Below are 25334 nucleotides of genomic sequence, written 5' to 3'. Positions count from 1 at the left end.
CGCCCTGCTGGTCACTACGCGCGAAGGGGCCGTCCTGCTCACGCAGGGCGGCCCCCGCCCCGGGGACCTACCCCACAGCAGAATTCGGACCCACGAGAACCCCTACAGCGCAGCCCAACGTCTGGCAGCCGGCCTGAACCTCTCCCTCGCAGAGACAACGCTCCTGGCCATCGACGAAGCCGAGGGTTGCAACGGACCGCAGACCGTCCATGTCATGTCCGCACGCCTGTCTCCCGGCAGTGCTCCACCCTCAGCCGGACACTGCCTGACCGCAGTGGGTCAGGCAACCGCTGCCATGACACCCTCTGCCGCGTCACGGCTGAAAGCCGTATGCCGGGCAACGATCCTCAACACCATGTCGCCGACCTGCCAGGAGCCCCTGAGGCTTGTCGAGGGCCGCAACCTTCTCCAACACGCAACCAAAGCAGAGCGAACCCGATCCCACTTCACCTGGCATCCCGGCCTCACACCGCCCGAAGAGATACCAGTGCAACAGACCTGGGGATGGCTCGTCGATCCACATGGCCGCGTTCTGGTGATGCTCGACCGGCACGGCGTTCCCAGCCTGCCGGGAGGGCGCCCCGAAGCCGGGGAGAGCCCCTGCGAAACCCTGGCCCGCGAGGCAGCGGAAGAAGTGCAAGCAAGGCTGAGCACCCCCTACCCGCTGGGCTATCAGCAAGTGCGAGAGCACGGCCGTCCGCCTTACGCTCAGTTGCGCCTGGGAGCACTCCTGCGGGGCCTCGATTCCGCAGCCCCAGACCGCGACACCGGGGAGAAGTACCAACGAGTACTCATTCCTGCTCGACAGGCGAACCTGCTGCTCGGCTGGGGGCCGGAGGGAGACGCACAAGCACACGCAGTCTCACGGATCTGGCCTCCCCGCACGACACGTCCCGCCCAGTACGTGCCTGAAACCGGCCTGGAGTTCACCGAGGAATGACTGCAAGTGCTGCCTGGCCATCGGACCAGGCAGCACACGCCGCACCATGCACAGAGAGAAAACCGACGGGCCTCCCCTGGGAGGGGGAACCCAACCCAGACCCTCGACAGGAACTAAGCGGAACCAGAAGAACCAGAAAACTCAAAATTCCGGCGGACGATCGGCTGCAGGTAGTCCACTTGTTCCCCGGCAAGACGGGACAACTCGGCCTCGGAGTCGATCAGCGCGATCCTGTCGAGTTCAGAAGCCCGACCCTGTTCTCGCTCCGAGGACACCAAAGCCGCAAATCGTTGATGCAGGAATTCGGCGGGCAGAGCAGGAGCGCGAAACACAAAACCGACACTACCCCGCGCGCCACGCGTGACAACCCACAGAGACAGGGATTCAGGCAATGTGTCGATGCCGAGCTCCTCCATAAGCTCTCGGGCCGCATGTCGGCGAAGCGGAGTCACATCGAGAGACTCACCCCTGAGGGGGGGCTCCATGGAGCCCCCCGGCAGTTGCCATCGGCCGGGGGTGGACGTTGAAGAAGACATACGGGCCACCAAAAGACGTCCGTCCTCCGTCGGCTGGGCAACGCACACGAAAACGGATGAAACGGAGGGAGCGTCGGGAATCTGACGCAGCATACGGTATCTGTATGCCGCCCTTGCCCAGGAGAGAATCAAACTCCCTGGTTCCTTCCACTCTACATCCATGCAAGCCACTGTGGGCCCATCGAAAAGGTTCGGATTTTCCTGAACCGCTTCAGACCAAGCACGTTCCATCGTCAGGCGGTCTGGCTCAGAAATTGGGTGCCACGCCTTTTCGACAAAGCGGATGCGACGGACATCGAAAATCTCTACACCAGAGGATGCGTTAGTCACTGACCTATGCTCTCACATCGCGTGCGACGTGCGAGTAGATTGGTCCGGATCGAAGGATGGCGGTCTCTTTCCAGAACGTCCATGCCGGCCACAGCTACACCTTCAGGAGTCAGGTGCGCCGGCTGATCCTCGGCGTACGCCAGTGGGGCACACCGTGCAGACCGACCACGGAAGAGGTTTGATTTCTGAGCGCTGCAGATGATCCCTGGGGCGTGTCCCTGGAGATCTGCAGCTCCGACTTCCCCAGCACCCCGGTGCGCGCTCTGCCTTCGGGCAGGCGCGGCGCCGGGGTGCTGTGTTTTTTCGTGGCCCGCCCTACTCGCCCCGTGAAGGCAGTGAGCACAAGGGATCAGCAGAGCTGATCCGGATCCGACGTTGAAGAACATCCCTGTTCCGCCAGGAGCCGAACCATGAACTGCCCGAACTGCGCCAGCGATATGGAGTCGATCGCCTACGGCATCCGCGCTGGCAAGAAGGTCACGCACACGTGCTCCGAGTGCGGTTACAGCGAAACACGCTGAGCGGCTGCTTCTCCCTTTCAACTGCGATCTAGAAGGAAACCGTGATCTTCGCCGAGGTGGTTGCCAAAACGCAGCCCCCCGGCCTTTGGCAGGGAGGGCGTGCGCCCGCTGGGCGCCGGCGACCCGGTCGCCGTGCGCGACCTGTATCCCGATCGAGCCAGGCAGATCGCTCCTTTCGTAGCCGTCGCCGTCGGCTCACCCATCGCCTGGTGCCTGCTGCGGCATCCGACAAGACCGGTATTGCGACAGCGGCCGACACGGCCGCTTTGGTTGTGGCGCCACTTCTGCGTCAACATCGGAGCCGCGCTCGCCGGATCACACGGGAGGTGCCTCGCTTCCACAGCGGGACTACCGACGCTGTTCTGGTCAACGCCTGCGCCCGCGCACTGTCCGGGAGCGCCGCGGTGCTTCTGCTCCCGCCCCGAAGAACCGGACCGGGCCTGGAGTACAGCCGGTCCCAGCTACTCCCACGCCCTGCCTGGCAGCCGCCTGTGGTTGCTCTCCCTGGCCAGCCTCTGTGCTCTCACCTACGCCGGCAGCGTCTTCACCGCACTGGCCGAAGCTCATGAACTCCGATGGTCTCGACGCGACCGCATACGGATGGACGCAGGTGGCCAATGCAGCCGCCGTGCTCCTCCTTTCCCGCTGACCATCGACGAGTGGCCCAGGAACCTGCTCGTCGAACTGCACTGGCCGCAGCCGCGCACTCACCAGGCCTTACACGACCGTGGAAGACCACGACGTCGTCGTACCCAAGAGCGTGTCGGTGAATGAACAACGCGAGCAGCCGCAGCTCCGGCCGTTTCTGCATGATCAGCGGAGCTGATCCGGTCTGGCCTTCGGAAGATCACGTCCACGCCAGGAGTGCAGCCGTGAGCCAGGCGCTCCGCTGCAGAGCAGCGCCGGGGGCCTCACTGCCGAATCCATCACATCTTCCGGGGAGATCGCCATGCCCGGGCGCACCGAGCACACCCTCCTCTACTACAAGTATGTCGACGACGCCCTCGCCGAGCAGGGCGTCGCCGCAGTCGAAGGCGCGATCTCTGGCATCAGCCGTCGGCCGCCGGCCCGCGAGGTGGAGCGTCTGGACACCAGCACCCCGGGCTGGTTCGCCATGTTCCGCAGGCTGGTGCCCGTGGACTGGCTCATCGACGCAATGCGCGCCTCCGCCGCATGGGCACCGTCCCCGCCCTGCTCGGCGTGCTCTGGCTGCCACGCTGTCCAGTGTTCGTGGATGCGGCCCTTCTTGGCTCGGTGGGGGGTGGCGGCCGGGGGTCACAGGTCGGGCGGGGACGCCCCGGAGGGCCTGGCGGCCCTCCGGGGTGGTCTGGCGGGCGCCTTCGGCGCGTTCACCGCCAGACCATCCCGCGCGAGCGCGGGACGCCAGGCCGGGCGCCTTCGGCGCGTTCACCGGCCTGGTGGCTGGCCCTGCGCAGCAAGCTGCGCGCACCGGGCCAGCCATCACCGCCCTTTGCTGTGACCCCCGGCCGGCACTCCCCACCGAGCCCGCCAATAAACCGGCTTTGACCTGCGGTTTTCGCTGACTCGTGGTGCTAAATGCTGTAAAGTTTGTCTTGTCGGAAGGGGCGGCACACCCCGACCGGCGACCAGTGTCTAGGGAAGGAAATCGAATGACCCGTCAGCTACTCCCCGCCTCTCTGGAGAACCGACGCAGGGACATCCCGGTCGTGGACTCGCTCCCGGCGAAGGGGTTCCCGGGGTACGTGAACGGCCTCCGCCGCATGGGCACCGTCCACGACGTCTACGGCTGGACCAACGTGCTCGCGCACATCAACATGTCGGCCGACGAGGCATACGCCCTCACCGACAAGCGCAGCCCGCACGCCCTGTACGAGCTGATGCTCATGTCGGCCGGAACCGAGCCCCGTCCGGGGCTGCACGACCACTCGCCGGAGTTCGGCCGGGCGCTGGGGGTCATTGCGGCCCGGTTCGCGGAGCACTGCCGCGCCTACCAGCTGAGCCCGGTGGTCTCCTGGAGCTACGACCCCCACACCGTCGACCGCGAGTCCATCCAGGGCGAAAAGCGGTTCCACGCCCACCTTGTGGGCCGTACGCAGGCCGAGCGCGCGGCCGTCGCGGCGCGGGCGGTGCGGGCGGGGCGGCTCTCCCCCGTCCGGTCGCGCCGCATCGTCGAGGAGGCGTCCGTTCTGGGGGCGCTGATCAGCGCGGACATCGTGGACGGGGACGCCCTGCGGGTGCTGGAGCCGGTACCGGCGCTCTCCACCCACACGGCCACCGCGACGGCGCAGTACCGCCTGCCGGACGGCTGGGAGAGCCTGGCCAGCCCGGATCTGCACGCCGACCTGACCTACATCCACCGCAAGCTGCGGCGGATGTACGACGAGATCACGCGCGTGTGCACCACCGGCACGGCCGGAATGTGGCGGCGGCCCGTGGTCCGGGAGTTCGACCCGCAGGACATCGACGTACCGCTGCGGACGGCGACCCGGGCGACGCTCGCGCACTACCTCCGGGGGCTGCGCCCCGAGCTTCTGTCCGAGCCCGTGGAGCGGTCGCGGAAGGCGTACGTCTACCCGCTCGCCGATCTCGCCTACGCGGTGACGATCGCCGAGCAGGACGCGGGGGTGTTCCTGCACCTGCGCACCAACGTGTTCAGCGACCTGGGGGGCGCAGGAATCAGCATCATGGACGGGGTGATCGTCAAGACGAAGAAGGGAGTGGGCGACATGAGCCCCGCAGAGACCGCCGGGCGAGCCGCGTTCCAGGGCGACTTCCTGCGGATGCTCCACCGCCACCCCCAGGCCGCACGAGCCCTGTTCCCCCGCCTGTAGAACCGCAGGGCCGGACCCGGTCACCGGGTCCGGCCCCCGGTCGGACCACCCGCCCCGCCCCCTTCGTGATGATCATGAAGGGGGCGGGCGTGCGGGAAAAGGACAGCCGCAAGCGGCTGGCGTCCGCCCTTCAAGCTCCCTTCGGTCGCGGGGCGGACCCAGGGGAAACGCCGCCCCCTGAGTGGCCTGCGGCCACGGGCGGCTCTCTTCTGCCCTCCGGGCAGGCGCTGCGCGCCGGGCCCCTTGAAGCTCCCTTCGGTCGCGGGCCCGCCCCTGCGGGGCCAAGGAGCCGCCTCCGGCGGCACCCGAAGCGGCCTGCAGCCCGACATGGACGGCTCAAAATGCTGTAAGGTTTTTTGTGTCAAACCTTGCAGAGATGAGGCGCACATGCGACGGGTCGCACTGTTCGGGCCCCCGGCCACCGGGAAATCGACGCTCGCCCGCTGGCTCTCGACGGAACTGAACGAACCCCACACCGACCTCGACGACATCCTGTTCACCCCCGAGGGGCCGCTGCCGCTGGAGGAGTTCCGCCGGCAGGCCGCAGCGATCACCGCGACCGACGGATGGATTGTCGAAGGGAACTTCTCCAAGCTCGCGGACGTCGTCTGGCACCGGGCCGACACCCTGATCTGGCTCGACTTCCCGCTGCCGCTGATCCTGTACCGGATCGTCCGCCGGAGCCTGCGCCAGCTTGCCGGCCGCGAGGACAGCGCCCAGGCCCGGCGCCTCACCTGGTCCGCGGCGTTCTTCGCCCGCCGGTCCCTGCTGCGCACCGCGATCCGCAAGTACCGGACCAACCGGCCCCGGTACGCCCGGCAGATAGCCGAGACCGCCGGCCTGGGGGTCGAGGTCGTACGGCTCCGCAGCCCGCGCCAAGTCCGGCGCTGGAGGCAGCAGACAGCGAAAGGGCCGGCGGAGAGCCGCTCACGAGCGGCCCGGCACACCACCGGCCCTTAACCAGCATCTCCACGACCAGCTGACGCCGGCGCGGGGAAGCACCCCCAGCATACAAGGCGCGCCGCCCCCGACAGCCCGAAGGAACCCTGTGATCCCCCGCAACCGCCCCGTGATCAACGAACGGGACATCGCCGAGAGAGCCGGCGTCCCCCTCACCACCTGGAGACGCCGGGACGCACCAGCTTTCCGGCAACGGGTACCCGCCCTCTTCGACGGCCGCGTACTCGTCTACGACCAGGCCCAGGTCCACGCCTACCTCAACGGACAGCCCATCCCCCCGCTGCCCGCCTCACCGCACCCCGACGACCTGCTCAACGACCAGGAAGCCGCAGCCCTCCTCGGAGTGACACCCGGCACCATCCGCGCGTACGCCAGCCAGAACTACCTCCCCAGAGGCACCACCGTTTACGGCCTCCGCCTCTGGACCCGCCAGGACATCGAAGCCCGCCGCGACACCCCGCCCCGCCAAGGGCAGGGCGGCGGACGCCCCCCGGGCAAGAGCGGCCCCACCAAGGCGCACGCCTACGCAGACGACCCCCGCCTCCGCCTCGCCGCACAAGCCCTCACTGCCTCACCGGACACCCCCCGCACGCGCCTCGCTGCCGCCCTGGCCGAGCAGCACGGCAGCTCCACCCGCACCTGGGAACGCCTCCTCGCCCAGGCCGCCCGCACCCCCGCCCAGTGACAGAAGTCCATCCATCACAAATCCGGCTGGGCCACCTTGCCGCCGCCAAGCACGCCGGCCGTGGCTGGGGCTGCACCTGCGGCGCGGACAACCCCAGCGACCACGACAACATCAGCGCTTGATGCGGCCACGGATGGCAAGGACGGCGAGGGCGAGGAGGGCGGGTTCGAGGACGCGGGAGGTCATCTCGATGTAGGTCCCGATGGTGGTCAGGTCCTGGCCGCTGGAGCGGAAGACCACGGAGTTGAGCGTGACGTTCAGGGCCTTGTCGAAGCGTTTGCCGGTGAACCTGTCCCCGGTGGGGTTCTTCACGTCCTGCTTGTCGATGACGAAGGTGACGGTGCCGCCGCCTGCCGGGACGGTGCCGGTGGCTTTCTGCTTCGGGGACGACATCGGCAGGCCGAAGGCCATCAGCAGCACGACGGTGGCGACCATGGCCGCGGCGAGCCAGCCCAGGGCGCGGCCGGCGCGCAGACCGTAGCCGGAGAGCAGCCAGTACGCCCACAGCAGGCGGCGTTCAGCTTTCGGAGTGCCGCTGCGGTCGTGCCGGCGCATCTCGCACTCGCCGTAGCAGAAGCCGGCGGCCCCGGGTTCGTTCTTGCCGTCCTCGAACGCCTTGCGGAGCTGCCGGTACAGGGGGGCGATGTCGTCGGGGTCCGGGGTAAGGACGGGGTCGGGGTGGTGCAGGCCGGTACGCCACCGGCCGAGCTCGGGCGGAGCGCCGACGGGGACAGAGAGCTGTCCGGCGGTCTGCGCCCGCCAGTGCTGCTCCTCGGCCAGCGTGCGCCGACGGGTCCAGCGGACCGGGGATATGCCCTTGCGGTGCCAGCCGGTGGGGGTGGAAGCGAGGGTGGTGCGGCCCTCCAGCCGGAGCTGGTCGAGGTGGAAGGCCCCGGAGAACAGGCAGTCGGACAGGTCGGTGTCGGTCAGCACCAGATGCGCGGCGTCCACCCCCTGCACCGACACCACTCGCACCGCCCCGCTCCCCGACAACGTGCTCTCGTCCACGATCGCGGTGAGGGCGAGAGGGGCCTCGAACACCGCATGCCCAAGATCCACAGAAGCATGGCGAACCCGGACGGTCGCGGTCGACTGCCAACGGGTCCGCGTACACATCACCTGTCTCGCCGCGACCTCCAGCATTACCGGTGCCCCGAACACCGCTCCCGACAAATCCACCGTCCCCCCGCACACCACCGGGCCCCACCACGAAGTCACCAAGAACTGCACCTCGCCGAACCAGGCGTTGCTGGAGAACCGCGCCCTGTCAAACCAGGCAGTGCCGGAGAACTGCGCCAGGTCGAACCCGGCCTCTCTGGAGAACCGCGCCCGGTCGAACCTGGCGGTGCCGGAGAACTGCGCCCGGCTGAACCCGGCCATGCCGGAGAACTGCGCTTCGCTGAACCAGGCGTCGCCGGTCCAGTCATCGGCCCCCTTTGACCGCCCGGACACTGACCGAGTCGATCGCGCAGCGCGACCAGTCCAGCTCGCCGTTCACACCAAGTCGATCGAGGACCACACGGTGCAGCTTGGCCCAGACCCGCGCCGTTGACCAGTCTGCGAAACGCCGGTGCACCGTCTGCCAGGAGGCACCGAAGACCGGCGGCAACTGCCGCCAAGTACAGCCCGAGGGGCGACGAAGATGATCGCGGCCAGGACCGCACGGTCGTCGCACCGCCGCCGACCTCCGCCTTGAGCACGTATCGGCGGCTCCGGCGCCACGTCCTGGAAGATCTCCCACAGCCCGTCCGGCACCAGTCGTTCAACCATGTCCATGCCCGGAGCAACGATCTATCGCCAATCAAGACACCGCCCTACTGTGCTTGCCCGCGGGCTTCGCGGCGAGGGCCTGCTGCTCGACGTGCCGTGCCGCGATGTACAGGCCCTCGCGGTTCAGGTGCCGCGAGTAGCTCGAGTCGAGGTAGAGCACGGGCACATCGCCGGCGGCCTTCAGAAGCGCAGGGTGCAGCAGGTGCTTGATGGGGCCCGAGCCGCCGCCGTAGACGTAGACGACCTCGGTCGTCGCACCGGCCTGGGAGAGGACGTCGCCGAAGGAAGAGACGATCTCGTCGACCAGGTAGCCGGCCTCGTCCTCGACGAAGCCGACGGCGCGCTGGTGACGATTCCTCACCAGCACAGACGGCTTCGCGTGGAGGAAGTCCGCCAGCTGCTTGCGCGAGGAGAACTGCAGCGTGGCGTCCGACTCACTCATGCGCTCCATGGCGTTCATCAGCGCGGTGCCGTAGCCCTCGTCGAGCGTGGCTGCCGCCTCGGGGTTGAAACGCCCATCGGTGAAGACCGGGAAGTTCACGGTGCCCTCACCGACATCGACACCGATGGTGTTCTGCACCGCCACCAGATCGGAGGCCGAGACCCCTTCCACCACGGATGCGTCGCGAGTGCGCAGATCATCGAGAAGAGCCTGGGCCAGCGGTTCGCCCTTGTCGGTGATGGCGAACTGCGCGGAGGCACCCTCGGCCATCACCTGAACGTCGACGAACTGCAGGCGCACCGAGACCGGGGTGCTGAAGTTCTTGATCGTCACCAGGTGCACCGCGGGGTCGGAGCTGCCCAGCAGGCCGATGAACTCTGCGGCGTAGGCGTGGCGGCGCGCGACGAACTCGGAGATCGGTAGCGCCAGGCCGGCGCGTACCTGCACGCGCAGCTCGTGACCGGGCAGCGCGCCGTTCTCGCGGACGTAGTCGCGCAGGGCCTTCGCGGCGAAGACACCCAGGACCAGGACCTTGCTCAGCTCCTGATCAGCCTTGGAGTGCTTGCCCAGTACCTCGAACTCGGTGAACTTCGAGCCGCGCACGCTCAGCGCTGCCCGACCGAAGATCCGGCGGTCCGACGCCGCCACCAGGGTTGTGGTGAGTGAGCAGTCGATCTGGTTGTAGAAGTCTCCGGCCATCACTGAGGCCGCATCCGCGTCGGGGAGCGGCACCTTCGGCGAGGTGCGGGACGTCGAGACGACTGCGCTGGGCAGATCGATCTCGTCGAAGATCTCCCGCTTCGTATTCTGGATGACGCCCTTGACGTAGCCGTTGCCGACGTCGATGCCGCCGGTGAGGGTGATGATGTCGTTGCTGTTGGCGCTCATGAATTCGGTCCCTCGGTGTCTGTGTCGTCTGCCTGGAAAATGAGATTCACCGCGTCACTCAGCGCCGAGTACTCGCCATGATTTCGTCAATGGAGGCCTGCTTCGGAGGCTCCGGGTTCGGGCCGGTGGCACTTACCGCAGGGTCCTCGACCGTCTCAACAGGTGTTGCAACCGGCTCGGGTCGGGCCACCGGCGCTGGTGCCGTCTTCTCGACGACGGCGTCGGCCTGGTCGGAGACCACGGGCTGTGGCCGCCGAACGGGCATGGCGGCCGGACGGCGCTCGGTGACCGCCTCGTCGTCCTCGCGCTGCTCGGTGCTCTCCAGGGGCGGCCGGCCGCGACGCGGCAGCTGCTCGACGGGCTTGTAGTAGACGTCGACGTATCCGTCGCGCTGAATGGACTCCCGAATGAGCAGTCGCAGCGACTGCGAGATGTTCTCCTGCTGATCGAGCCACTCGATCACCGAGGTGTCGGCAGCGGGCACGGTCCAGCGGACCTTGCGAGGTTCACTCGGCCGATTCGCCATCACACCCACCTCGCCCTGCCACTCGCTCCTGCACTCCATCCGGTCGTTCGCGGGATGTCTCTCGCTTTGTCACATGGACTCACCACCCTTCATGTTCTCTTTTGAATGTGAATCACTATGAGTCGACTCTAGTGTCCCTGTCGAAGCCCATGCAAGTCCCACTCGATACACGAGTCAGGCTCCATTGGTGTCGTGAGTCGTCTCTGGTGGTGGCGCCCGTGAGACGCCGCAGTGCCCCTGCCGGAGACGGCTGGGCGCAAGCCGAGGGCGCCATGCGCCCATGAGTCCCCCGTGCAACGCAGCAAGGGCTCGCACGGGACACCTGCGAGACACCTGGCGTCAGGGCGTGGTCTCGGGTGAGCCGCACGGGGGCACACGCAGGCTTCCACTCGTGTCCCGACTGTGTCTCGTGAGAGACACCACCCGGCTTCCCGATGCAGATGTGTCCTCCGAGGGCACTGTGTGCGACACGGGGGCGGCACCGTTGGGGCGCGCGCGAGATGCTGTGCGGACACGCGTGGGACTTCGAGGGACCCAGGAGCAGCAGTCGGTGTCTCGTACGTGTCCCGGTCACGGCCCCTGCACGTTCCGATGGGTCACCGCAGAGACGCGAGGTGAGCGCTGATCCACGGGGCCGCGAGGCCTGACCGCACCTCTTGCTGCAGCCCTCCGGCGGGTACGTTGCGACGGTCACGGACGCCGGCGGAGCGTGGCCGGCACAGCTCTGAGCGGGACACCGACGCAGTGCCGGTGCGGCGGTCGGCACAGGGGCGTCATCGACCCGACGAGGTCACGCAGAGAGAGAAGGGTCGAAGGGGGGAGTAGGCCCCCACGCCCAGCGAGCGTGGGAGGAACGACGTGCTTGCGCAGCATGGGCCGCGGGGGTGGAAGAGGCTCGGAGGCATCACTGTGGAGGCCACCGCCTGGAGGAAGGCGACAACGCTCCGATACCCCTCGAGCTGCTCGCTGTGCCCGATGGGCAGATGGTCGCAGCAGCCGGGGCTCTCTTCTTCCGATGCGTCCACGAGAGACCGCCCCGGGCTTGCCGTGCAAGCGCGAACGAAACACGGCCGGGGCCGGATCGTGTCGACAAGGCAGTGCCGAACGCCCGCCTCGGCCGAGGTGCGTGACGTGCGCCGGCACGCTGCCGCAGCAGCACCGGAGCAACGACTGCGGCACAGCAAAGCCAGGTTGGTGCAGCCGGCGCAGCACGATGGTGCGAGGCCGGCTGCGCCGTCAGCGGCGAGCGATGAAGTCGAGCGTCATCCACGGCCGGAGCGACGGCGCGAGAGGACGGATCCGCTGCTGGGCGAGGGCTGTGCCGCCCGCGGCGGCAAGGGGATTCACCGGAGCTGTGCCCCGTCGCGAGCAGACCCGTACCCCGCCTCGTTCGTGCCTCACGAGGTCGGCTCGGCACGGGGGTACGGCCTTATCCCGAACGGCAAAACAGCAGTACCGCCCGAAGACGTGATGACCAGGGGAGACAGCCTGCCCCGTACCCCCGCTGAACGAAACGGGGGAGGGGTACGAGTCGAGAGGGTACGGCCCGTTTCCCCTGATGTTCCAGGCATTCGCCACTGCTCCAGCCGGGGAACGGTGGGATGGCGACAGAGAAGTGAAAGGGCATAAGGGAATCTGATAACACGTGTCCTGAGGACCCTCGCTCCGCTCGGCCTCTTCACTCCGCTCCGATGACGTGTCAGACATGGCCGAGGGGTCCCAGAGGTCGATTGGCTCGCCGGTCCGTCGGTCTCCGGCGCCTCCTCTGGCCATGCCGGCCCTGCGCTTGAGAGACGACCCCCGACACCGCCCCGCCGCAGTAGTCCACAGACGTGTGGGCAGGGGCGAACGGTGCGGTAGTGGATGGGCGGGCACGCAGCGCCTGGCGCAGCCGAGAAGTGACGCATCGCGCGGTGGCCGGCAGTGCGATCCGGCCCGGGGTAGATCACCCCAGCGGAACCTTCCGGGTCGTCAGCCGACAGGGCCGCCACGGGAGCTGGGCTGAACATCGAGATCGCGCGGACCCGCCGGGGTCCGCACTCGATGGTCGCTACTCCACTCGAGTCCACGAAGAGGCACACCACGACATGGCCCCGGCCTGAACTCGTCCTGCGATGGAGGAGCCCGCTGCGTGCCGAAGTTGTAGAAGTCAAACAGCGAAGCCGTTGCCGAGGATGCGCTCCGGCGAAGTCGGGGACGTCGACGACGTCGACTCGACTGACGACGAGAACAGCACGGTCGTCACCGTGAACATCCCCCGCAGCGGTGACGCAATGTACATCGTCCACCTCATGCCGATGTGTGGTGACGATCGGATTCGCGTCTAGCTCCAACGGGAGAAGGACTGGCCGTGATCGGGTCCAGTACCGGGCGGCCGGAATGGGGCAGCGGCACGCAGGCCGCCGCGCCGGCACAGAGGCCAGGACCGCGGCTCTCGACTCCAGCTGTGGAGACCGCCGAGTCACCAGGAGAGGAGAATCGAATGATTGCTGAAATGATTCGAGAATCGTTCTCGCACGTCGTCCTGGTCGCCGGTTCCCGCAGCTGGAACGAGGCGAAGAGCATGCGTAAGGCGTTCGACGACGCCTGGCGCGGCCGTGGGCCCAGGAACGTCACCCGGCCGGTGCCTCTTTCGGAGCACTGTCCAAGGGGCTGACGCGAGGGTGGAACCGATGTGCGGGACGCAGGCTCGGAGCTCATCATCTTTCCCGCCGACTGGTCGGCCCGGAAGCAGCCGGATTCCAGCAGAACCAGCAGGTGGTCGACGCCGCCCGGGCCTTCCGCGAGGCCGGGGCTCAGGTACTGTGCACGGCCTTCCGCGACCTCTGCCGGAAGCCCGGATGCCCGAAGCGAAGCCAGGAGCAGCTCATGCCGGATGTGCCGGGCACTTCTCGCACGGCACCATCCGCTGCACGGCTCGAGTGTGAGCAGCGTGAGCTGTGGGGACCACATGTGATCCATCCGGTCTGAAGACGCGCGAGGGGCCCTGCAGTGTGCTGCAGGGCCCCTTGGGGGTGAATGAGAGAAATCGGCCCGGAGGCGAGCATCAGGCTCGGCGCTAGTTGCTCCGATCGATGCCGTGAGCCTCGTCGTAGGCCTTCATGACCTTCTTCGGGATGCGCCCCCGATCCGCGAACTCGTAGCCCTCTTCCTTGGCCCACGCGCGGATCTTGTCTCGCTCCTCGGCAGTCGTCTCAGGTACGACTCGCTTCTTGGGCGCAGGCTTCCCGGCTTTCCGGCTGACCTCCAGGTACGACTTCAGCGCAGCCTCAAGGGCCTTCTTCTCCTCAGCTGTGAGGTCGACTTCGTACCAGGTGTCTCCCAGGCCGAAGGTCACGGTAGCCGCATCCGGCTTACCGCTGAGATCTGACTCGACAATGCTTCGAATAGCCATACCAGTGAGGGTAGCCGATGCGCAAGGACTTTGGAAAGCCTGTCGAACTCATTCGATATAAGTGCGCCATTTGGAACACGAATGAGGCTCAAAAATGCTGGTGAATCGGCAGAAGGAGTGACTGTTACTGCTAAAATCGCAGCAACGTTGCAAGGGTGTCTCGTACCTCGTTCTCCACCGACCAGCGACCTCATCGAGAGGGCCTCCACCATGTCCACGCTTCATGCCGCCGACGACCACTCGCTCACCGACGAGGACATCGACCTCTTCACGCCGCTGTGTCAGCGCACAGGATGGTCGGATCAGTACCTGACGGAGAACGAGCCGATATCAACGGCCACCGCAGTGTCGCCGCCGCGCGTGTCCCGGGCTGGACGACGTTGGTGACCGACCACCACGAGGAGTTCGCGCCGGGCTCGACCGCGGACATCACTGTCGACCCGCGCCGGATCGACGAGGCCTACGCCCACACCGGGGTCTGCGGTGCCCACGTCCTCTGCGAGGCGATCGAGGCATACACCTGCGTGCACCGGCCCGAGAAGCGCTGGGAGACCCGCCTGCTGCGTCTGCTCGCCGGGCTCGGCACTGTCTCCGACGTCATGCCCGTGCTGTACGCGAACCGCCGGCCGGTGCGCGATGCGATCTCGATTGCCCGCCCGCTGCGCGTCGCCGCGCCGAAGACCATCCCCCATCCCTGGAGCGGGTTCGACGCCGACCCCGATGCCATCGACATCGAGCAGTCGATACAGATCACCACGGGTGCTTGAGCCCGTACAGGAGGAGACCATGACGACGCCACCGACCACTTCGCGTCTGCTCGGCATCGGGTGGTGCGCCCTCGTGCCGTTCGCCGTCGTCGCGGTCTACCTCGGTCTGGGCACCGTCGCAGTCAGCCTCATCGGAGAGCCCATCGTCGCGACCTGCGTCCTGGGCATGCTTGTGGTCATCCTGGTCGGCTCAGTGAGGATCCAGCGGCCCCAGTGGCTCGCGCATGCGCCGGCCCCGCGGCCGCGCGTGGAAGTTCCGCGCTTCGGGCGGACCGCCGTCGGCTGCGCCGTTCTGGCATTCCTCGCCGGGCAGTCGACGGCCTTGTGGATCTACGCCACGACCGGGTCCGCGGGCTTCGACGCGTCGAACCAGACGAGGCACGCGGCCGGAGTGCTGACGACCCTGCTGCTCGCCATGGTCGCGGCTCCTGCGGGGGAGGAGGCCCTGTTCCGGGGGCTGGTCTACCCCTTGCTGCGCAAGCGGGTGAACATCCTCGCTTCCACGCTGGTCACCGCCGTGGTGTTCGGCCTGCTGCACGGCAACGCCGTGCAGTTCGCCTCGACCCTGCCATTGGCGGTGCTCCTGGCCCTGATCTACGAACACACGCGCGTGCTGTGGCCCTGTGTGCTCCTGCACCTGGGCTTCAACCTCGCTGCCGCCCTTGTCCCGGCACAGGTGCTCTTCCCTCTGGCGAACCCCGTCTCCGCGGCGCTCCTGTACCTGGCTTTCGCCGGCTGTGCCTTTGGGCTCTACCGGCGGGTCGCCGGCTTGACTGCGCCAGGCGCGGTCAAGGCCTCGGGAGGCGAGGCCGGGATGCAGTGAGCGAGGTACTCAGCCTTTTCTGAAAACGATGTTGCCAAGGTCCTGACGTCCATGCCGGGGATCGGCGTCAGGACCGAGGGCGCATCCTCATCGACGTCGGCGACGGATCCGGCGCCCAAACGAGCCTTCCTCTCTCTGCGTTCGCTGCCCCGGCCAACCGACCTCCCGCAGCTGATGCGACAAGAAGATCAGTCAAGGGGGCCGGCACGCCCAAGCCCTCCTCTGCCTCGCCAGACGCCGAGCCGACATCCTCTTCGCGATGCTCCGAGACGGCACCTTCTACGAACCCACCCCGCCCCATCAGCTGGAACCACCTCTTCGGGGTACCCGTTGATGCGCGAGCACGGAGCCACCGCCGAGGCCGACACAGTCAACGCCTGCGGAGGCATGCGATGTCGGGCACCGAAGGCACAGGCGTCTTCCTCGGAATGGACGTCGGCAGGACCGCCCCACGGCCACGGGCTCACCCCGGCCGGGAAGAAGGTCTTCGACAAGCCGATGCCCAACAGCGAACCGAAGCTGCGCGCCGTCTTCGAAGAGCTCAAGGCCAAGTTCGCCACCGCCCTGGCCATCGTGGTAGCCCGCCTCGATCGGCGCCCTGCCCCTGACCGTCGCCCGCGACGCCGGCTGCGTGGGCGCCTACCTGCCCGGGCTCGCCATGCGACGGATCGCCTACCTCTACCCGGGCGAGGCGAAAGCCGGTGCGAAGGACGCGGCAGTGATCGCGGATGCGGTCCGGACAACGCCGCACAGCCTGCGCCCGCTCGAGCTGACCGACGAAATCACCGCCGAACTCACCGCCCTGAAAGGCTTCGGCCAGGACCTCGCCGCAGAAGCCACCCGCACCAGCGACCGGATAAGCGGCCTGCTCATCCGGTTCCACGCATGACTGGAAGCTGGTCCTGGGTCTACGGCCGGACCACCCTGCCGTCAGCAGGCCCGTCGAGCGCCACGGATCCCCGGCCGCACTGCGCAAGGCCGCCCCCAGTCGGACGTCACCACGCCGAGTACCCCTCGACGATGGTGCCCGCGGCGCTCGCCGTCGGCAGCCCCATACGGCGAGCGCAGATCCCGCCTACACCCGAACGCACTGTAAATGCAATCGACTTGACAGGATCGTTGTGCGTAGGGATATCGTACGAACTCTCAAGTGGACTGGATGCTCAACACCTTTGGTTGACCCGGTCATGCTGTTCTGTTCCGCAACGGGGGTAAGGCCAGTACATGCGGTGGAAAGCTCGCCGCGTCGGCAAGGGGCCTACGGTCAGCCACCGTGCCGTACGCAGGGCGGCCGGGAACATCGTTGAGGAAGCCAAGCGCCGGGCGCAGCCGTTCGACGACATCCTCCGCCTGTGCGGTGTCCGTGGACCACGACCAGTCCACCGCACTGTTACCCGGGCGTTCACGGGCGCCGTCATCGCGTTGGCCTTCGCGTTCACCATTGCGTTCGAACTTGCCGCTGAAATCCCGTACTTCATGGAACCGCACGCCGGTGTCTCGGGTCTACCGATAGGCATGGGCCTGTTCTGTCTCTGCACCGCTGCCGTCGCGGTCTGCGCGGCGCAGCGGGGCGGCGCGGTCAAGCAGACACCCGGGCGGGCGGTGGATGCCGTGGCAATGGTGCTGGACGTCGTCTACGACGTGCTGCACATGGTCACCACACGTCGTCACGCTGGGCAGCGAAGCGAGGGTTCACTGCACACGCGAAAAGTCTGACGACTACTTGGCTCAGCCTGCCGACGCATGACTGAGCGCGGGGCGGGTTGGAGCTCCGAAGGCAAACGGGGCAGGGGCGAGGGGGACGGGGCGATGAGGTGGGCTGCTCTACGGGGGACCGCCCGGAGCGGGGAGAGTGGCGGGTTGCGTGCAGAACCAGGCGGTAGAACGCCGATGCACCTCGCGAGAGCAGTCATGCAGTGGCGCAGGGACCCTTCGCGACGCGCGCTCTTGAAGGAATGCGAGAAGCTGCTTGCCGATCTGCCGGTGCCCACTCCCTTCAGCGTCGAGGCGCTGGTCCGAAACATGGAGCATGCGCTGAAGCGTCAGATTCGGCTGGTGCCTTTTGACGACCCGGATGGAGGGCTGGGCACAGCCTGCGGCCTTCGAGTCAGGACGCCGGAGTTCACGGTCGTGCTCTACCGGCGCCGGTCCAGCCGGAACCAGACCGAGCACATCATCCTCCATGAGCTGGCGCACGAGTGGCTGGACCATGGGAGCACCCTGACCGATGAAGAGGTCGAGCGATACGTCCCTGAGCACATCCGGGAGGAAGTCCTCCGTCGATTCCCCGTGGCTCTGGTCCAAGGCCGCGTGAACTACGACAGCCCGGAGGAGCAGCAGGCCGAGCTGTCGGCGTCCCTGATCAAGCGGTCGGCCCGCCGTCAGCCGTTGGCCGGCGACGACATGGTCAGCCTCCTGGAGTCCTCGCTCTCCCACCCCGTTGCTCCGCCGCGGCGTGGCCCCAAGAACGCATGACGGACGGCATGCTCGACTTCTTCAGGTACCTGACCGCGGCCGTGATGACCCTCATAGCCGTCTGGCGATTCCCCGCCGTCCGGTACGGTGACGCGCACCGCCGAGCCCTCTGGGGCGGCTACGCCGGATTCTCCGTGGCCCTGTGGCTCTACACACCAGCAGCCATGCAGGCCGTGGACCGCATCCCCGTGAATGATCTGAACGCTCTCCTGAGACACTTCGCCAGCACCGCCGCCCTCATCGCGTCCTTGACGTACGTTGCGACCAGCTACGGCAAGAGCTCCGAAGCCGTGGTGCCACGGCACGTCACGGTGTCGCGCTGGATCGCCCGTGCCTCCTACCCGGTGGGCGCGATCGGCGTGACCCTGCTCACCATTCTCTTTTTCACCGTTGTGGACCGTCGGCGGCAAAGTGAGGACTTCCTCAGCGATCACGCAGGGGAATTGGGCGCCGCTGTGTATATGAGCGTCTTCTACTTCTTCCCGCTCGTCACAGCCGCAGTCTGCGGCTACCAGTGGTCGCGGGGGGCGCGAGAAGCCGAGACGACCAGTATGCGAGTCGGTCTCAGGCTCATGGGAATCTCGATGTGGATGGGGCTCCTCCACACGACGGCCCGAATCATCATTGTGTGGACGGCGGTATTTTTCCCGCTGAGTCATTCCACAATGGAGATGCTCATCGATCTCACGGCGATGTGGATGAACCTGCTCTTCCTGATCGTGGCCGTAGGCGCGAGCATCCCCACCACCAGCGTCGTTGCTGCTCGCTGGAAGACATGGAAGACCCTCTACCGGCTTCACCCGCTCTGGTTCGACCTGGTAAAGGCTTTCCCCGGAACGAGTCTCTACCCGCCCGGGTCGCGTCTGGCCGAGCTGATCCACATGCGCGTCCCCAGCGATGTCCGCCTGGACCGATGGACCCAGGACATCGCTGATGCCTGCGAGAAGCTCCGGTACTACGCCCCGGAGACGCTCCTGTGGACTGCTGAGGAGGCAGCCGCGTCGCACCCCGACCCCGAGCCGGGCGCCGAGGCGTACTGGATCGCCGCGGCGCTCCGTGCCGCTGCCACCACGAAGCCCAGCCAGTACGCGACGGGCCCGCTCCAGGAGAAACCTTTCGTCGACACGAACAGCGAGGCCGCTTGGCTCGTGCGAGTGAGCAAGGCCTACGCGGTCATCACCCCGGGCGACGCTCAAGAGCTTCTGGAGCAGTCTGCGGAGCTGAGTCTTGAACCGGATGCGTAAAACGCTGAAGAAGTCGACTCAATTGGGAGGTCGCGTGAAATAGAAAACAGGGCCCAGGTGCTATTGCCGCCCTTCGGATTCGGGCGGGGCCGCCAGACCAGTCCCGCAAAGAGGTGGCGGGTACCGTGGGCCATACAGTGGGTGGCATCGCCTTCCGCCCTGTAAATACCGCCGACCCTGGAAAGCGAAGCGCAGGCGCTGTCGCCGCCACGCGTATGCCGGGGCCGGAACGCTGTCCCGTACGGGCGGCGCCCAGATTCTCAGCACTGGAGTTCCTGCATGTCTCAGCACACCGGCCTCGTCCTCGACTTCGGAGGCGTGCTCACCACACCGCTCCTGCCCGTGGTGCTCGCCTTCGAGCAGCGTGAAGGGCTTCCCCAGGGTGCATGCATCTCGGCCCTGTACCAGGACGAAGAGGGCGTCCGGATCACCAGCGACCTCGAGCGCGGAGCGGTCAGCCAGACCGAGTGGAACGAGTTCGCCGGCAAGAAGCTGGGCGTCTCTCCCGACAACCTGATGGGCAGGATCTTCGGAGGCCTGCGTCCGGAGCCGCTGCTGATCAACGCGGCCGCCGCGGCGCGGCGAGCGGGGATCAAGGTGGGCATCCTGTCCAACTCGGTGGGCCTCGCGCCCTGGGACCTCTACGACGGCTACGACCTCGAGAAGCTGTACGACGTCGTGGTGATCTCCGAGCACCACCAGCTGCGCAAGCCCGACCCCGAGCTCTTCGAGATCACGCTCAAGCTCATGGAGATGCCTGCCGAGCGGTGCGTCTTCGTGGACGACACCGAGGCGTACGTCCAGGCGGCGGAGCAGCTCGGTTTCGCGGGGGTGCACAACAAGGATCCCAGGCAGACGGTGGTCGACCTGTCGAACCTGCTGGGCGTGGACCTCACCGCCGTGCCGTAGCCGTCCCCCGAGCGGGCGGCTGGTCCGGCCGCCCCCGGCTGTCGACCACCTCACTGCAAGGTGGTCGACAGCCGGGGATCTGCGTTGTGCCGGTGCGGCTCGGCATCCTGGTCGTGGGCGTCAGGACAGCGGGACCGCATCCGGCACGCGGAAGGTGGTGTTCCGCCACCGGGCGAAGCCCGGCCGTCGTCTACCTCGACACGCCGCATGGGGAGTGCCCCGAGCTCCAGCCCAGCCGCGAAGAGCTCCAGCCCAGCCGCGAAGGGCGTCACTGCTCGCTCTGCTCGCCCGGCAGCTTGTTCTTCAGCTCTCCGACGACCTCGTTGATCTTGGCCATCATCTCGGCCGACAGCCCCGCCTGGTTGCCCCGGGCGGCGAGCCCGAGGATCTGGCCCTGGCGGATCGACCCCAGGAAGCGGATGGCTTCGAGGAATTCACCGGCCGCGGGGCTCAACTCGGCGTCGTCCTGGAAGAGGGCGGTGTCGACCTGGAGAGCGTGGGCCAGGCCGGCACGTACTGCGCCCGAGACAGTCGTCGGGGCGCCCGAACGCAGCGTGGCGATGTCATCGGCAGTCATGTGCGTCGTGCCGCTGTGCTCGTTGACGGCCTGCGCGATCTGCTCGTTGGACGGAGGCGTCCGGCCCGCGTACCCGTGCTCCAGCAGATAGTTGATCTTCTCACCGACGGTGCGAGGTGCAGACGGACGAGCTTCCCTCGGCGGCCGCCCCCTGCGGAGCCCGAAGGAGACGTCCTGCGCGGCCAGCAGCTCTTCCGTCGTCACCCCGTAGGCGTGCGACAGAGGTCCCACGTAGGCGTCCTGGAGCCGACGCCTGCCGGACTCCGCGTTGCTCAACGGCACGCGACTGGCGTTGATGGCCTCGGAGGCCTGCGCCACGCTGAGGCCGGCGTCGCAGCGGAGCAACTGCAGGTCCACGGGCCCGTCGTAGGGAAAGAGGACGTCAAGGTCCTGACCGAGTGCCGACGCGATCCCCGGGAGTTTCTCCCCCTTGGGGAACTCCTCGCCGCTTTCCCATCGCGCCACGGTGGGGCCGCTGACGCCCACTCTCGCGCCCAGCTCCTTCTGGCTGAGCTCCCTGCCCCGTCTGACAGCTCGCACTCGGCTGCCGTCGAATTGACGTGGCACATGAACTCCTGCGACTTGGCGGTCTAGACCTCGGGTGCTGATGAGAGAACCCTAACGGAAACTGGCTTGATCGATCCATGCATCTAACGTACGTTTCTGTATCGCGCCTGATGGTGGGGCTCTGCTCGCGCGTCGATCGTATGCCCTGTGGTTAGTCCATCGCTGAACTACCCGCCCTGTACAAGGCGGGTCCACCGGACCCGGTCATGCAACGGGCCAGGAACCTGGAAGGATCCCACCGATGATCCAGTCTCACCCAGAGGTGTCCGACTCTGGCGAGTTCGAAGGTTTCAACGAAGCCCGGCGCATCATGTGGTGCTACGAGGCTCGCGCCCGCGTGTCCGAGCGGTTCGAGGAGACGAGCTTCCTCGCTGATGCCAACGTCGCAGCGGTCCACGTCGACAACACCACTCGGGCAGACCGCGTGTTCCTCGTGGCGTTCGACGAGGCCGGCCGGCAGGTCGGCGTCGACACGCTCTACGTCGACGGGCCGAACCAACACCTGGACGTCGCTTCCGAGTTCGACCACGACTTCACCGGGATGGACGTCGTGCTGGACTCGCAGCTTGACCAGGCCATCTCTCGGGAGAACGGCTGGGTCGTCAATCTGAAGGTGCTGCGCGAGTACGAGCCCTTGGCCGATCGTCGGGCCACGCAGCGTGCGGTGTTCTTGGTGCATCTGCAGGACATGATGAAGAACGGCGAGGTCCGCGGATTCCTGTTTGGCCGAGGTGAGTCCGATGAGGCTGATGCGGCGTGAGGGACCACGATCCTGTCCATCAGGCGACCCCGCCGGTCAGGCTGCCGGCGGGGTCGCCTGATCTCTGTCACTTTTAGGGCGCTGCAATCTCGCGACGAGGGGGATCGGCACAGCTGATCCGGGCGTCGAACTCAGGCCGAGTGCAGGCGTGCCGTGGACCGGCTCACGCGGGTCCGTGAGGAGATGACGACGCCCTGATGGCCCCGCGGCGTCAGGGCGTCGATTCAGGCGCGGGTACGTGAGGGTGTTGCCCTGTCGCGTCGTCACGCCGGTGGGAGGAGCCGCGAGGCCCACGCGTGGATGAAGTCCGGATTCAAGATCTTCTTCGCCTCGATCAGAATGTCGATCGGAACCCCCGTCGCCCCCGAGATCGCAGCGAGCGTATCGCTTGGCGTGACGGTGGGCGGCTTCGCCTTCGGCGCGGGCTGGGTCCGTGCGTCCGATCCGTTGGGCTCGTCCTCCCCGCCGCGACCGGGCCCCGGAGTCGGACTCGACCCGCTCTCGTCCTGCTTCCCCGCGGCGCCCTCGTTCGGCTGCTGGGCGCTGCTGCCTCCGGCGTGCTTCTCGTCAGGGTTCCCCGGTGCCTCGGCCGGGGCGTGATTGCCCGGCAGTGCCCGGGTGAAGCCGCCGTCGGAAGTCGCGAGCTGCGTCAGGCCCCAGCCGACGAAGAGCGCCGCTCCGCCCGCCATGGCGCCGGCCGCGATCAGCGGCCCGTTGCCGAAGCCCATCGGGCCGGTGCGATGCCCGGCAGTTGTTCTCGTCTGTGCCGTCGGCTTCGACGCCGGCCCCTCTGGCCTCTGAACCGTAGCCGCCATCCCTGCCCCAACTCCTCTATGAACAGCATGCAGAGTCATCCGCGTCTGACATTGGCATTCTACTCATAGCCTCATCAAAGTCGATGCAATAAGGGATTGAATGGTAGTGCGAACCCTGCCAGAGAGATCGCCAATGGCTCCCCGAACCATCGACCGCCAGGTCGAACGAAGGGATCGCCCCGCCATGGCCAACTGCTTCGGTCTCTCCTCTGCTCTGGCCGATCCGAGCAGGGCGACCGCGGGTTCGGCGTCCGAACTGCGACCTGGGTCCGGCTGGGTGAACTGCGGGGGAGTGGGCTGTCGATGCTCTGCCCCTGATGGGCAGACGGGGAGGCATACGCCCCGACCGCGCCGTCAAGTGCGAGCTGTTCGATGCCCACATGCGTGATGCTTTACGACGTCCTCTCGGCCCTGGACGGCCGTCGTGACTGTGCAGGAATCAGAGCCCGTGCTCCATCCGCGCCGTGCGGGACTGGAGCACCGGCTCCTCCTTCTCCTGCCTGGCGCGCCTCTCAGGGATGGAGTGAGCCGTCATTCGACATCCATGTCGACTTGGCGATGACCCTCGTATACGAGTCGACAACAAGTCAATCCAGGCTGACTACAATGAAGGTATGACTCGCAACGACAACGCCCACGGCGGCAGCAGTCCCGGCGCCGAGCTCCCGAAGTTCTCTGTCAATGTCGTCCCGACGGACCAGCTCAGGCACGAGGAACTCGCCACGGTCCTGAACCTCTATCGCCGCGGCCAGATCACGCCGCTGATCTTCGGAGACGGCAACAAGCCCGAGGCCGCGATCATCCCCTTCGCAGCGTTCGTGCGCCTCATGAAGTACGACCACGCGGCCCACGTCCACGCTGAGGCTGATTTCCAGGCCGAGCTCTCCCATCGCATCCAGGAGTCCGACGCCTCCGGCGAGGCGGGCATGACCGTCGAGGAACTGGCCGAGAGCCTCGGCCCGCTCGGTCAGCAGTGGGCGGATGACCATCGTGCTGCCCAGCAGAAGAAGCGTCATGAGTGAGCGGCGGCCTGTCATCCGCATCCTGCCGACCGCCGGTCTCAAGCAGGACCTCCAGACTCTCCACGACGCTGCGCTGAAGAAACCTCAAGGACCAGAGGGCCGGCTCCTGCGCGTGGCTCTCAACCAGCTGAGCCGGATCCAGCAAGGCGCGCCGGGCACGCACCCGCTGGGGTACATGCCCAGTTATCCCGATCTCTCCGATTGTGAGACCACGTACGTCGGCGCAGATCCGAATGCAAAGCCCTCGCACCGGATCGTCTGGCGGGAGCGCTCGCCCCAGCGCCCGGGCGAGCCCGTCATCCGCGAGATCATCGCCCTGGGTGAACGCGCGAACGGGCAGGCCTACTACATGGCCGGCCAGCGTCTGGGCCGCCCTGTGGGCTTCACTCTCGCCGAGCTGGCCGCGCAGCGCGAGCCGATTGCGAGTCCCTCGCGACCCAGGCAGCGCTTGACCGGCAGTTTCGACACGCCATCCATGAATGAGCCTGACCACCAGTTCGGGTGACCTGTACCTGGCCGTGGCCGGCGTGCTCATCGTCCCGGTCGGCGCGCTCGTGCTGATCTTCGTCATCGCCGACGGCTGAGCCTCGCGGCCGAACTCATCTCATCCACAAAGAAAATACCCGTGATACCTGCAGGCATCACGGGTATTTTCCTTTCTGCCGGCTCCTCGCTTTCTGCGACGCGGGCCGCAGCTCACGACCCTCAATGACGTTTTCGAACTTGCCCGGCATCCCCGATCGTCTCTAGGTCCGTGGTGAGGCGTCGTCCTCATGGCCCCCGAGTCGGCGGTTGAAGCTGCTCGATGCGGAGAACTTGAGAACCACGTAGTCGTCGACGTTGCTCTTGCCGAAGCGCACCTTGTGACCCTTGTGGTCCTGTCGGTAGAAGCGGCCGAAGCTCGTGAGTACGACCGCCTCACCGCCGCTGACCGCTCCGGTGAGTTCACCAACCAACGACTCGTATACCTTGTTCACCACCCGGATGGGCAGCTTGCTGCGAGTCGCGACCCGCGAGATGAACTCGCGCTTATTGACGCGCGGTGTCTTCGTCGTTTCCATGTTTACACCATGCCCTGTCGCCGATCATTAAACGGTCCTGCTCGGGAGCCAGTCTATCTGAGATGGTCATGAGTAGAAAAGGGGAGCGGGGCCTTTCAAATGCAGTCACCATGCTTATCGTTGCTCATTCGGCTAGATTTCCAGATCCGGCTCTGTGCCCTCCCGGTCGCCCCGGGGCTCATAGACGACCGACTCGATGACGCTCCGCGTGTTCGGATCGCGGCGCTGGTTCAGGACCTTGTCGTGAGACTCCTCGAACCGCTGCTGCGCCGCCACGCGGTGGGCCGCATCGAGCTTCGCGCCGATGTTGCGCTCTCCGAACTCCATCATCGAACTCAGTGCCGACGTCGCGCCCTGCCGGAGCGCGCTGACGTGCGGCTTGTTCTGCGCCCGCTGCTGCTCCCATCGGCTCCGATCCTCCGGTGTGACGTAGCCGAACATCCGCGCGAAGCGCGATCCGAACCTGATCTGCTGTCCCTCGTTCTGTTCCTGGTTCAAGCCCCCTCCTC

23 protein-coding genes and 3 pseudogenes are annotated in these 25334 nt (G+C 67.0%); 14 read left to right on the top strand and 12 right to left on the bottom strand.

What is annotated here, in order from left to right; all coding sequences use genetic code 11:
- The first annotated feature begins 487 nt into the window (after window positions 1-487).
- Window positions 488-940 carry an NUDIX domain-containing protein gene (locus MUK52_RS04495; RefSeq protein ID WP_284574761.1) on the top strand — a complete coding sequence of 151 codons (453 nt, stop codon included), beginning with the start codon at window positions 488-490 and terminating at the stop codon, window positions 938-940.
- A 113-nt stretch (window positions 941-1053) separates the two neighbouring features.
- On the opposite strand, the gene MUK52_RS04490 is transcribed toward MUK52_RS04495, so the two are convergent.
- On the bottom strand, window positions 1054-1806 hold the full coding sequence (locus tag MUK52_RS04490; RefSeq protein WP_284574760.1) for an NUDIX hydrolase: 753 nt from the start codon (window positions 1804-1806) through the stop codon (window positions 1054-1056).
- A gap of 2152 nt (window positions 1807-3958) precedes the next feature.
- Between MUK52_RS04490 and MUK52_RS04485 the strand changes: the two genes are divergently transcribed.
- The 3 genes from MUK52_RS04485 (at window position 3959) to MUK52_RS04475 (ending at window position 6785) form a co-directional block, all read left to right on the top strand.
- Window positions 3959-5140: a hypothetical protein gene (locus MUK52_RS04485; RefSeq protein WP_284574758.1), complete on the top strand. Its 1182-nt coding sequence runs from the start codon at window positions 3959-3961 to the stop codon at window positions 5138-5140.
- A gap of 387 nt (window positions 5141-5527) precedes the next feature.
- Window positions 5528-6100: a P-loop NTPase family protein gene (locus MUK52_RS04480; RefSeq protein ID WP_114055103.1), complete on the top strand. Its 573-nt coding sequence runs from the start codon at window positions 5528-5530 to the stop codon at window positions 6098-6100.
- An 88-nt stretch (window positions 6101-6188) separates the two neighbouring features.
- Window positions 6189-6785 carry a MerR family transcriptional regulator gene (locus MUK52_RS04475; RefSeq protein WP_114055104.1) on the top strand — a complete coding sequence of 199 codons (597 nt, stop codon included), beginning with the start codon at window positions 6189-6191 and terminating at the stop codon, window positions 6783-6785.
- 111 nt (window positions 6786-6896) lie between these two features.
- Here MUK52_RS04475 and MUK52_RS04470 read toward each other — a convergent pair whose 3' ends face one another.
- The 6 genes and pseudogenes from MUK52_RS04470 to MUK52_RS04445 all read right to left on the bottom strand — a co-directional run bounded on the left by MUK52_RS04470 (window position 6897) and on the right by MUK52_RS04445 (window position 13805).
- A complete protein-coding gene (locus tag MUK52_RS04470; RefSeq protein WP_342777148.1) occupies window positions 6897-7826 on the bottom strand; it encodes a hypothetical protein in 930 nt (309 codons plus the stop codon).
- Between the two features lie 344 nt (window positions 7827-8170).
- Window positions 8171-8561, bottom strand: a pseudogene (locus tag MUK52_RS04465) (transposase); the annotation flags it as partial.
- A gap of 25 nt (window positions 8562-8586) precedes the next feature.
- Complete coding sequence (locus MUK52_RS04460; RefSeq protein ID WP_284574756.1) at window positions 8587-9885, bottom strand: ParM/StbA family protein; 1299 nt, start codon at window positions 9883-9885, stop codon at window positions 8587-8589.
- Between the two features lie 58 nt (window positions 9886-9943).
- Window positions 9944-10369, bottom strand: a complete 426-nt coding sequence (locus MUK52_RS04455; protein WP_162793164.1) for a hypothetical protein — start codon at window positions 10367-10369, stop codon at window positions 9944-9946.
- Window positions 10370-12560: 2191 nt separating this feature from the next.
- A complete protein-coding gene (locus MUK52_RS04450; RefSeq protein ID WP_281277917.1) occupies window positions 12561-12692 on the bottom strand; it encodes a hypothetical protein in 132 nt (43 codons plus the stop codon).
- Window positions 12693-13469: 777 nt separating this feature from the next.
- The gene (locus MUK52_RS04445) at window positions 13470-13805 is read right to left on the bottom strand and encodes a histone-like nucleoid-structuring protein Lsr2 (RefSeq protein ID WP_114055107.1); all 336 of its coding nucleotides are present in this window, start codon (window positions 13803-13805) and stop codon (window positions 13470-13472) included.
- 383 nt (window positions 13806-14188) lie between these two features.
- On the opposite strand from MUK52_RS04445, the gene MUK52_RS04440 reads away from it, so the two are divergent.
- From MUK52_RS04440 to MUK52_RS04410, 7 genes and pseudogenes are all read left to right on the top strand, one after another.
- Window positions 14189-14572 (top strand): hypothetical protein, encoded by a 384-nt coding sequence (locus MUK52_RS04440; protein WP_162793165.1) that lies wholly within the window; start codon window positions 14189-14191, stop codon window positions 14570-14572.
- Window positions 14573-14591: 19 nt separating this feature from the next.
- Window positions 14592-15395: a CPBP family intramembrane glutamic endopeptidase gene (locus tag MUK52_RS04435; protein ID WP_284574754.1), complete on the top strand. Its 804-nt coding sequence runs from the start codon at window positions 14592-14594 to the stop codon at window positions 15393-15395.
- A 392-nt stretch (window positions 15396-15787) separates the two neighbouring features.
- Window positions 15788-16387, top strand: a pseudogene (locus tag MUK52_RS04430) (IS110 family transposase); the annotation flags it as partial.
- Between the two features lie 232 nt (window positions 16388-16619).
- On the top strand, window positions 16620-17111 hold the full coding sequence (locus tag MUK52_RS04425; RefSeq protein ID WP_284581810.1) for a hypothetical protein: 492 nt from the start codon (window positions 16620-16622) through the stop codon (window positions 17109-17111).
- Window positions 17112-17306: 195 nt separating this feature from the next.
- A complete protein-coding gene (locus MUK52_RS04420) occupies window positions 17307-17870 on the top strand; it encodes a hypothetical protein (RefSeq protein WP_174250376.1) in 564 nt (187 codons plus the stop codon).
- Entirely contained in the window at window positions 17867-19114 is a 1248-nt protein-coding gene (locus MUK52_RS04415) for an MAB_1171c family putative transporter (protein WP_284574752.1), read from the top strand. Before MUK52_RS04420 ends, MUK52_RS04415 begins: the two co-directional genes overlap by 4 nt.
- Before the next feature lie 279 nt (window positions 19115-19393).
- Window positions 19394-20023 carry an HAD-IA family hydrolase gene (locus MUK52_RS04410; protein ID WP_284574750.1) on the top strand — a complete coding sequence of 210 codons (630 nt, stop codon included), beginning with the start codon at window positions 19394-19396 and terminating at the stop codon, window positions 20021-20023.
- Between the two features lie 268 nt (window positions 20024-20291).
- Here the strand turns inward: MUK52_RS04410 and MUK52_RS04405 are convergent, their stop codons facing one another.
- Both MUK52_RS04405 and MUK52_RS04400 read right to left on the bottom strand, forming a co-directional pair.
- Window positions 20292-20957 (bottom strand): helix-turn-helix domain-containing protein, encoded by a 666-nt coding sequence (locus MUK52_RS04405; RefSeq protein WP_284581809.1) that lies wholly within the window; start codon window positions 20955-20957, stop codon window positions 20292-20294.
- A 30-nt stretch (window positions 20958-20987) separates the two neighbouring features.
- Window positions 20988-21140: pseudogene (locus MUK52_RS04400) on the bottom strand (helix-turn-helix domain-containing protein); the annotation flags it as partial.
- Window positions 21141-21408: 268 nt separating this feature from the next.
- Between MUK52_RS04400 and MUK52_RS04395 the strand changes: the two are divergent.
- Complete coding sequence (locus tag MUK52_RS04395) at window positions 21409-21927, top strand: hypothetical protein (RefSeq protein ID WP_284574748.1); 519 nt, start codon at window positions 21409-21411, stop codon at window positions 21925-21927.
- Between the two features lie 263 nt (window positions 21928-22190).
- Here the strand turns inward: MUK52_RS04395 and MUK52_RS04390 are convergent, their stop codons facing one another.
- A complete protein-coding gene (locus MUK52_RS04390) occupies window positions 22191-22655 on the bottom strand; it encodes a LysM peptidoglycan-binding domain-containing protein (RefSeq protein ID WP_284574746.1) in 465 nt (154 codons plus the stop codon).
- 701 nt (window positions 22656-23356) lie between these two features.
- Here MUK52_RS04390 and MUK52_RS04385 point away from each other — a divergent pair.
- Both MUK52_RS04385 and MUK52_RS04380 read left to right on the top strand, forming a co-directional pair.
- On the top strand, window positions 23357-23764 hold the full coding sequence (locus MUK52_RS04385) for a hypothetical protein (RefSeq protein ID WP_114055114.1): 408 nt from the start codon (window positions 23357-23359) through the stop codon (window positions 23762-23764).
- Window positions 23724-24269, top strand: coding sequence for a hypothetical protein (locus MUK52_RS04380; RefSeq protein WP_162793167.1), 546 nt, complete (start codon window positions 23724-23726; stop codon window positions 24267-24269). Before MUK52_RS04385 ends, MUK52_RS04380 begins: the two co-directional genes overlap by 41 nt.
- A 241-nt stretch (window positions 24270-24510) precedes the next feature.
- Here the strand turns inward: MUK52_RS04380 and MUK52_RS04375 are convergent, their stop codons facing one another.
- Together MUK52_RS04375 and MUK52_RS04370 are read right to left on the bottom strand one after the other, a co-directional pair.
- Window positions 24511-24825, bottom strand: coding sequence for an HU family DNA-binding protein (locus MUK52_RS04375; protein ID WP_114055116.1), 315 nt, complete (start codon window positions 24823-24825; stop codon window positions 24511-24513).
- 132 nt (window positions 24826-24957) lie between these two features.
- Window positions 24958-25323: a hypothetical protein gene (locus MUK52_RS04370; protein WP_284574744.1), complete on the bottom strand. Its 366-nt coding sequence runs from the start codon at window positions 25321-25323 to the stop codon at window positions 24958-24960.
- Window positions 25324-25334 lie beyond the last annotated feature (11 nt).

Source organism: Streptomyces sp. 2P-4 (assembly GCF_030167965.1).
Lineage (GTDB): Bacteria > Actinomycetota > Actinomycetes > Streptomycetales > Streptomycetaceae > Streptomyces > Streptomyces globosus_A.
This window is presented reverse-complemented; position numbering and strand designations above follow the sequence as displayed.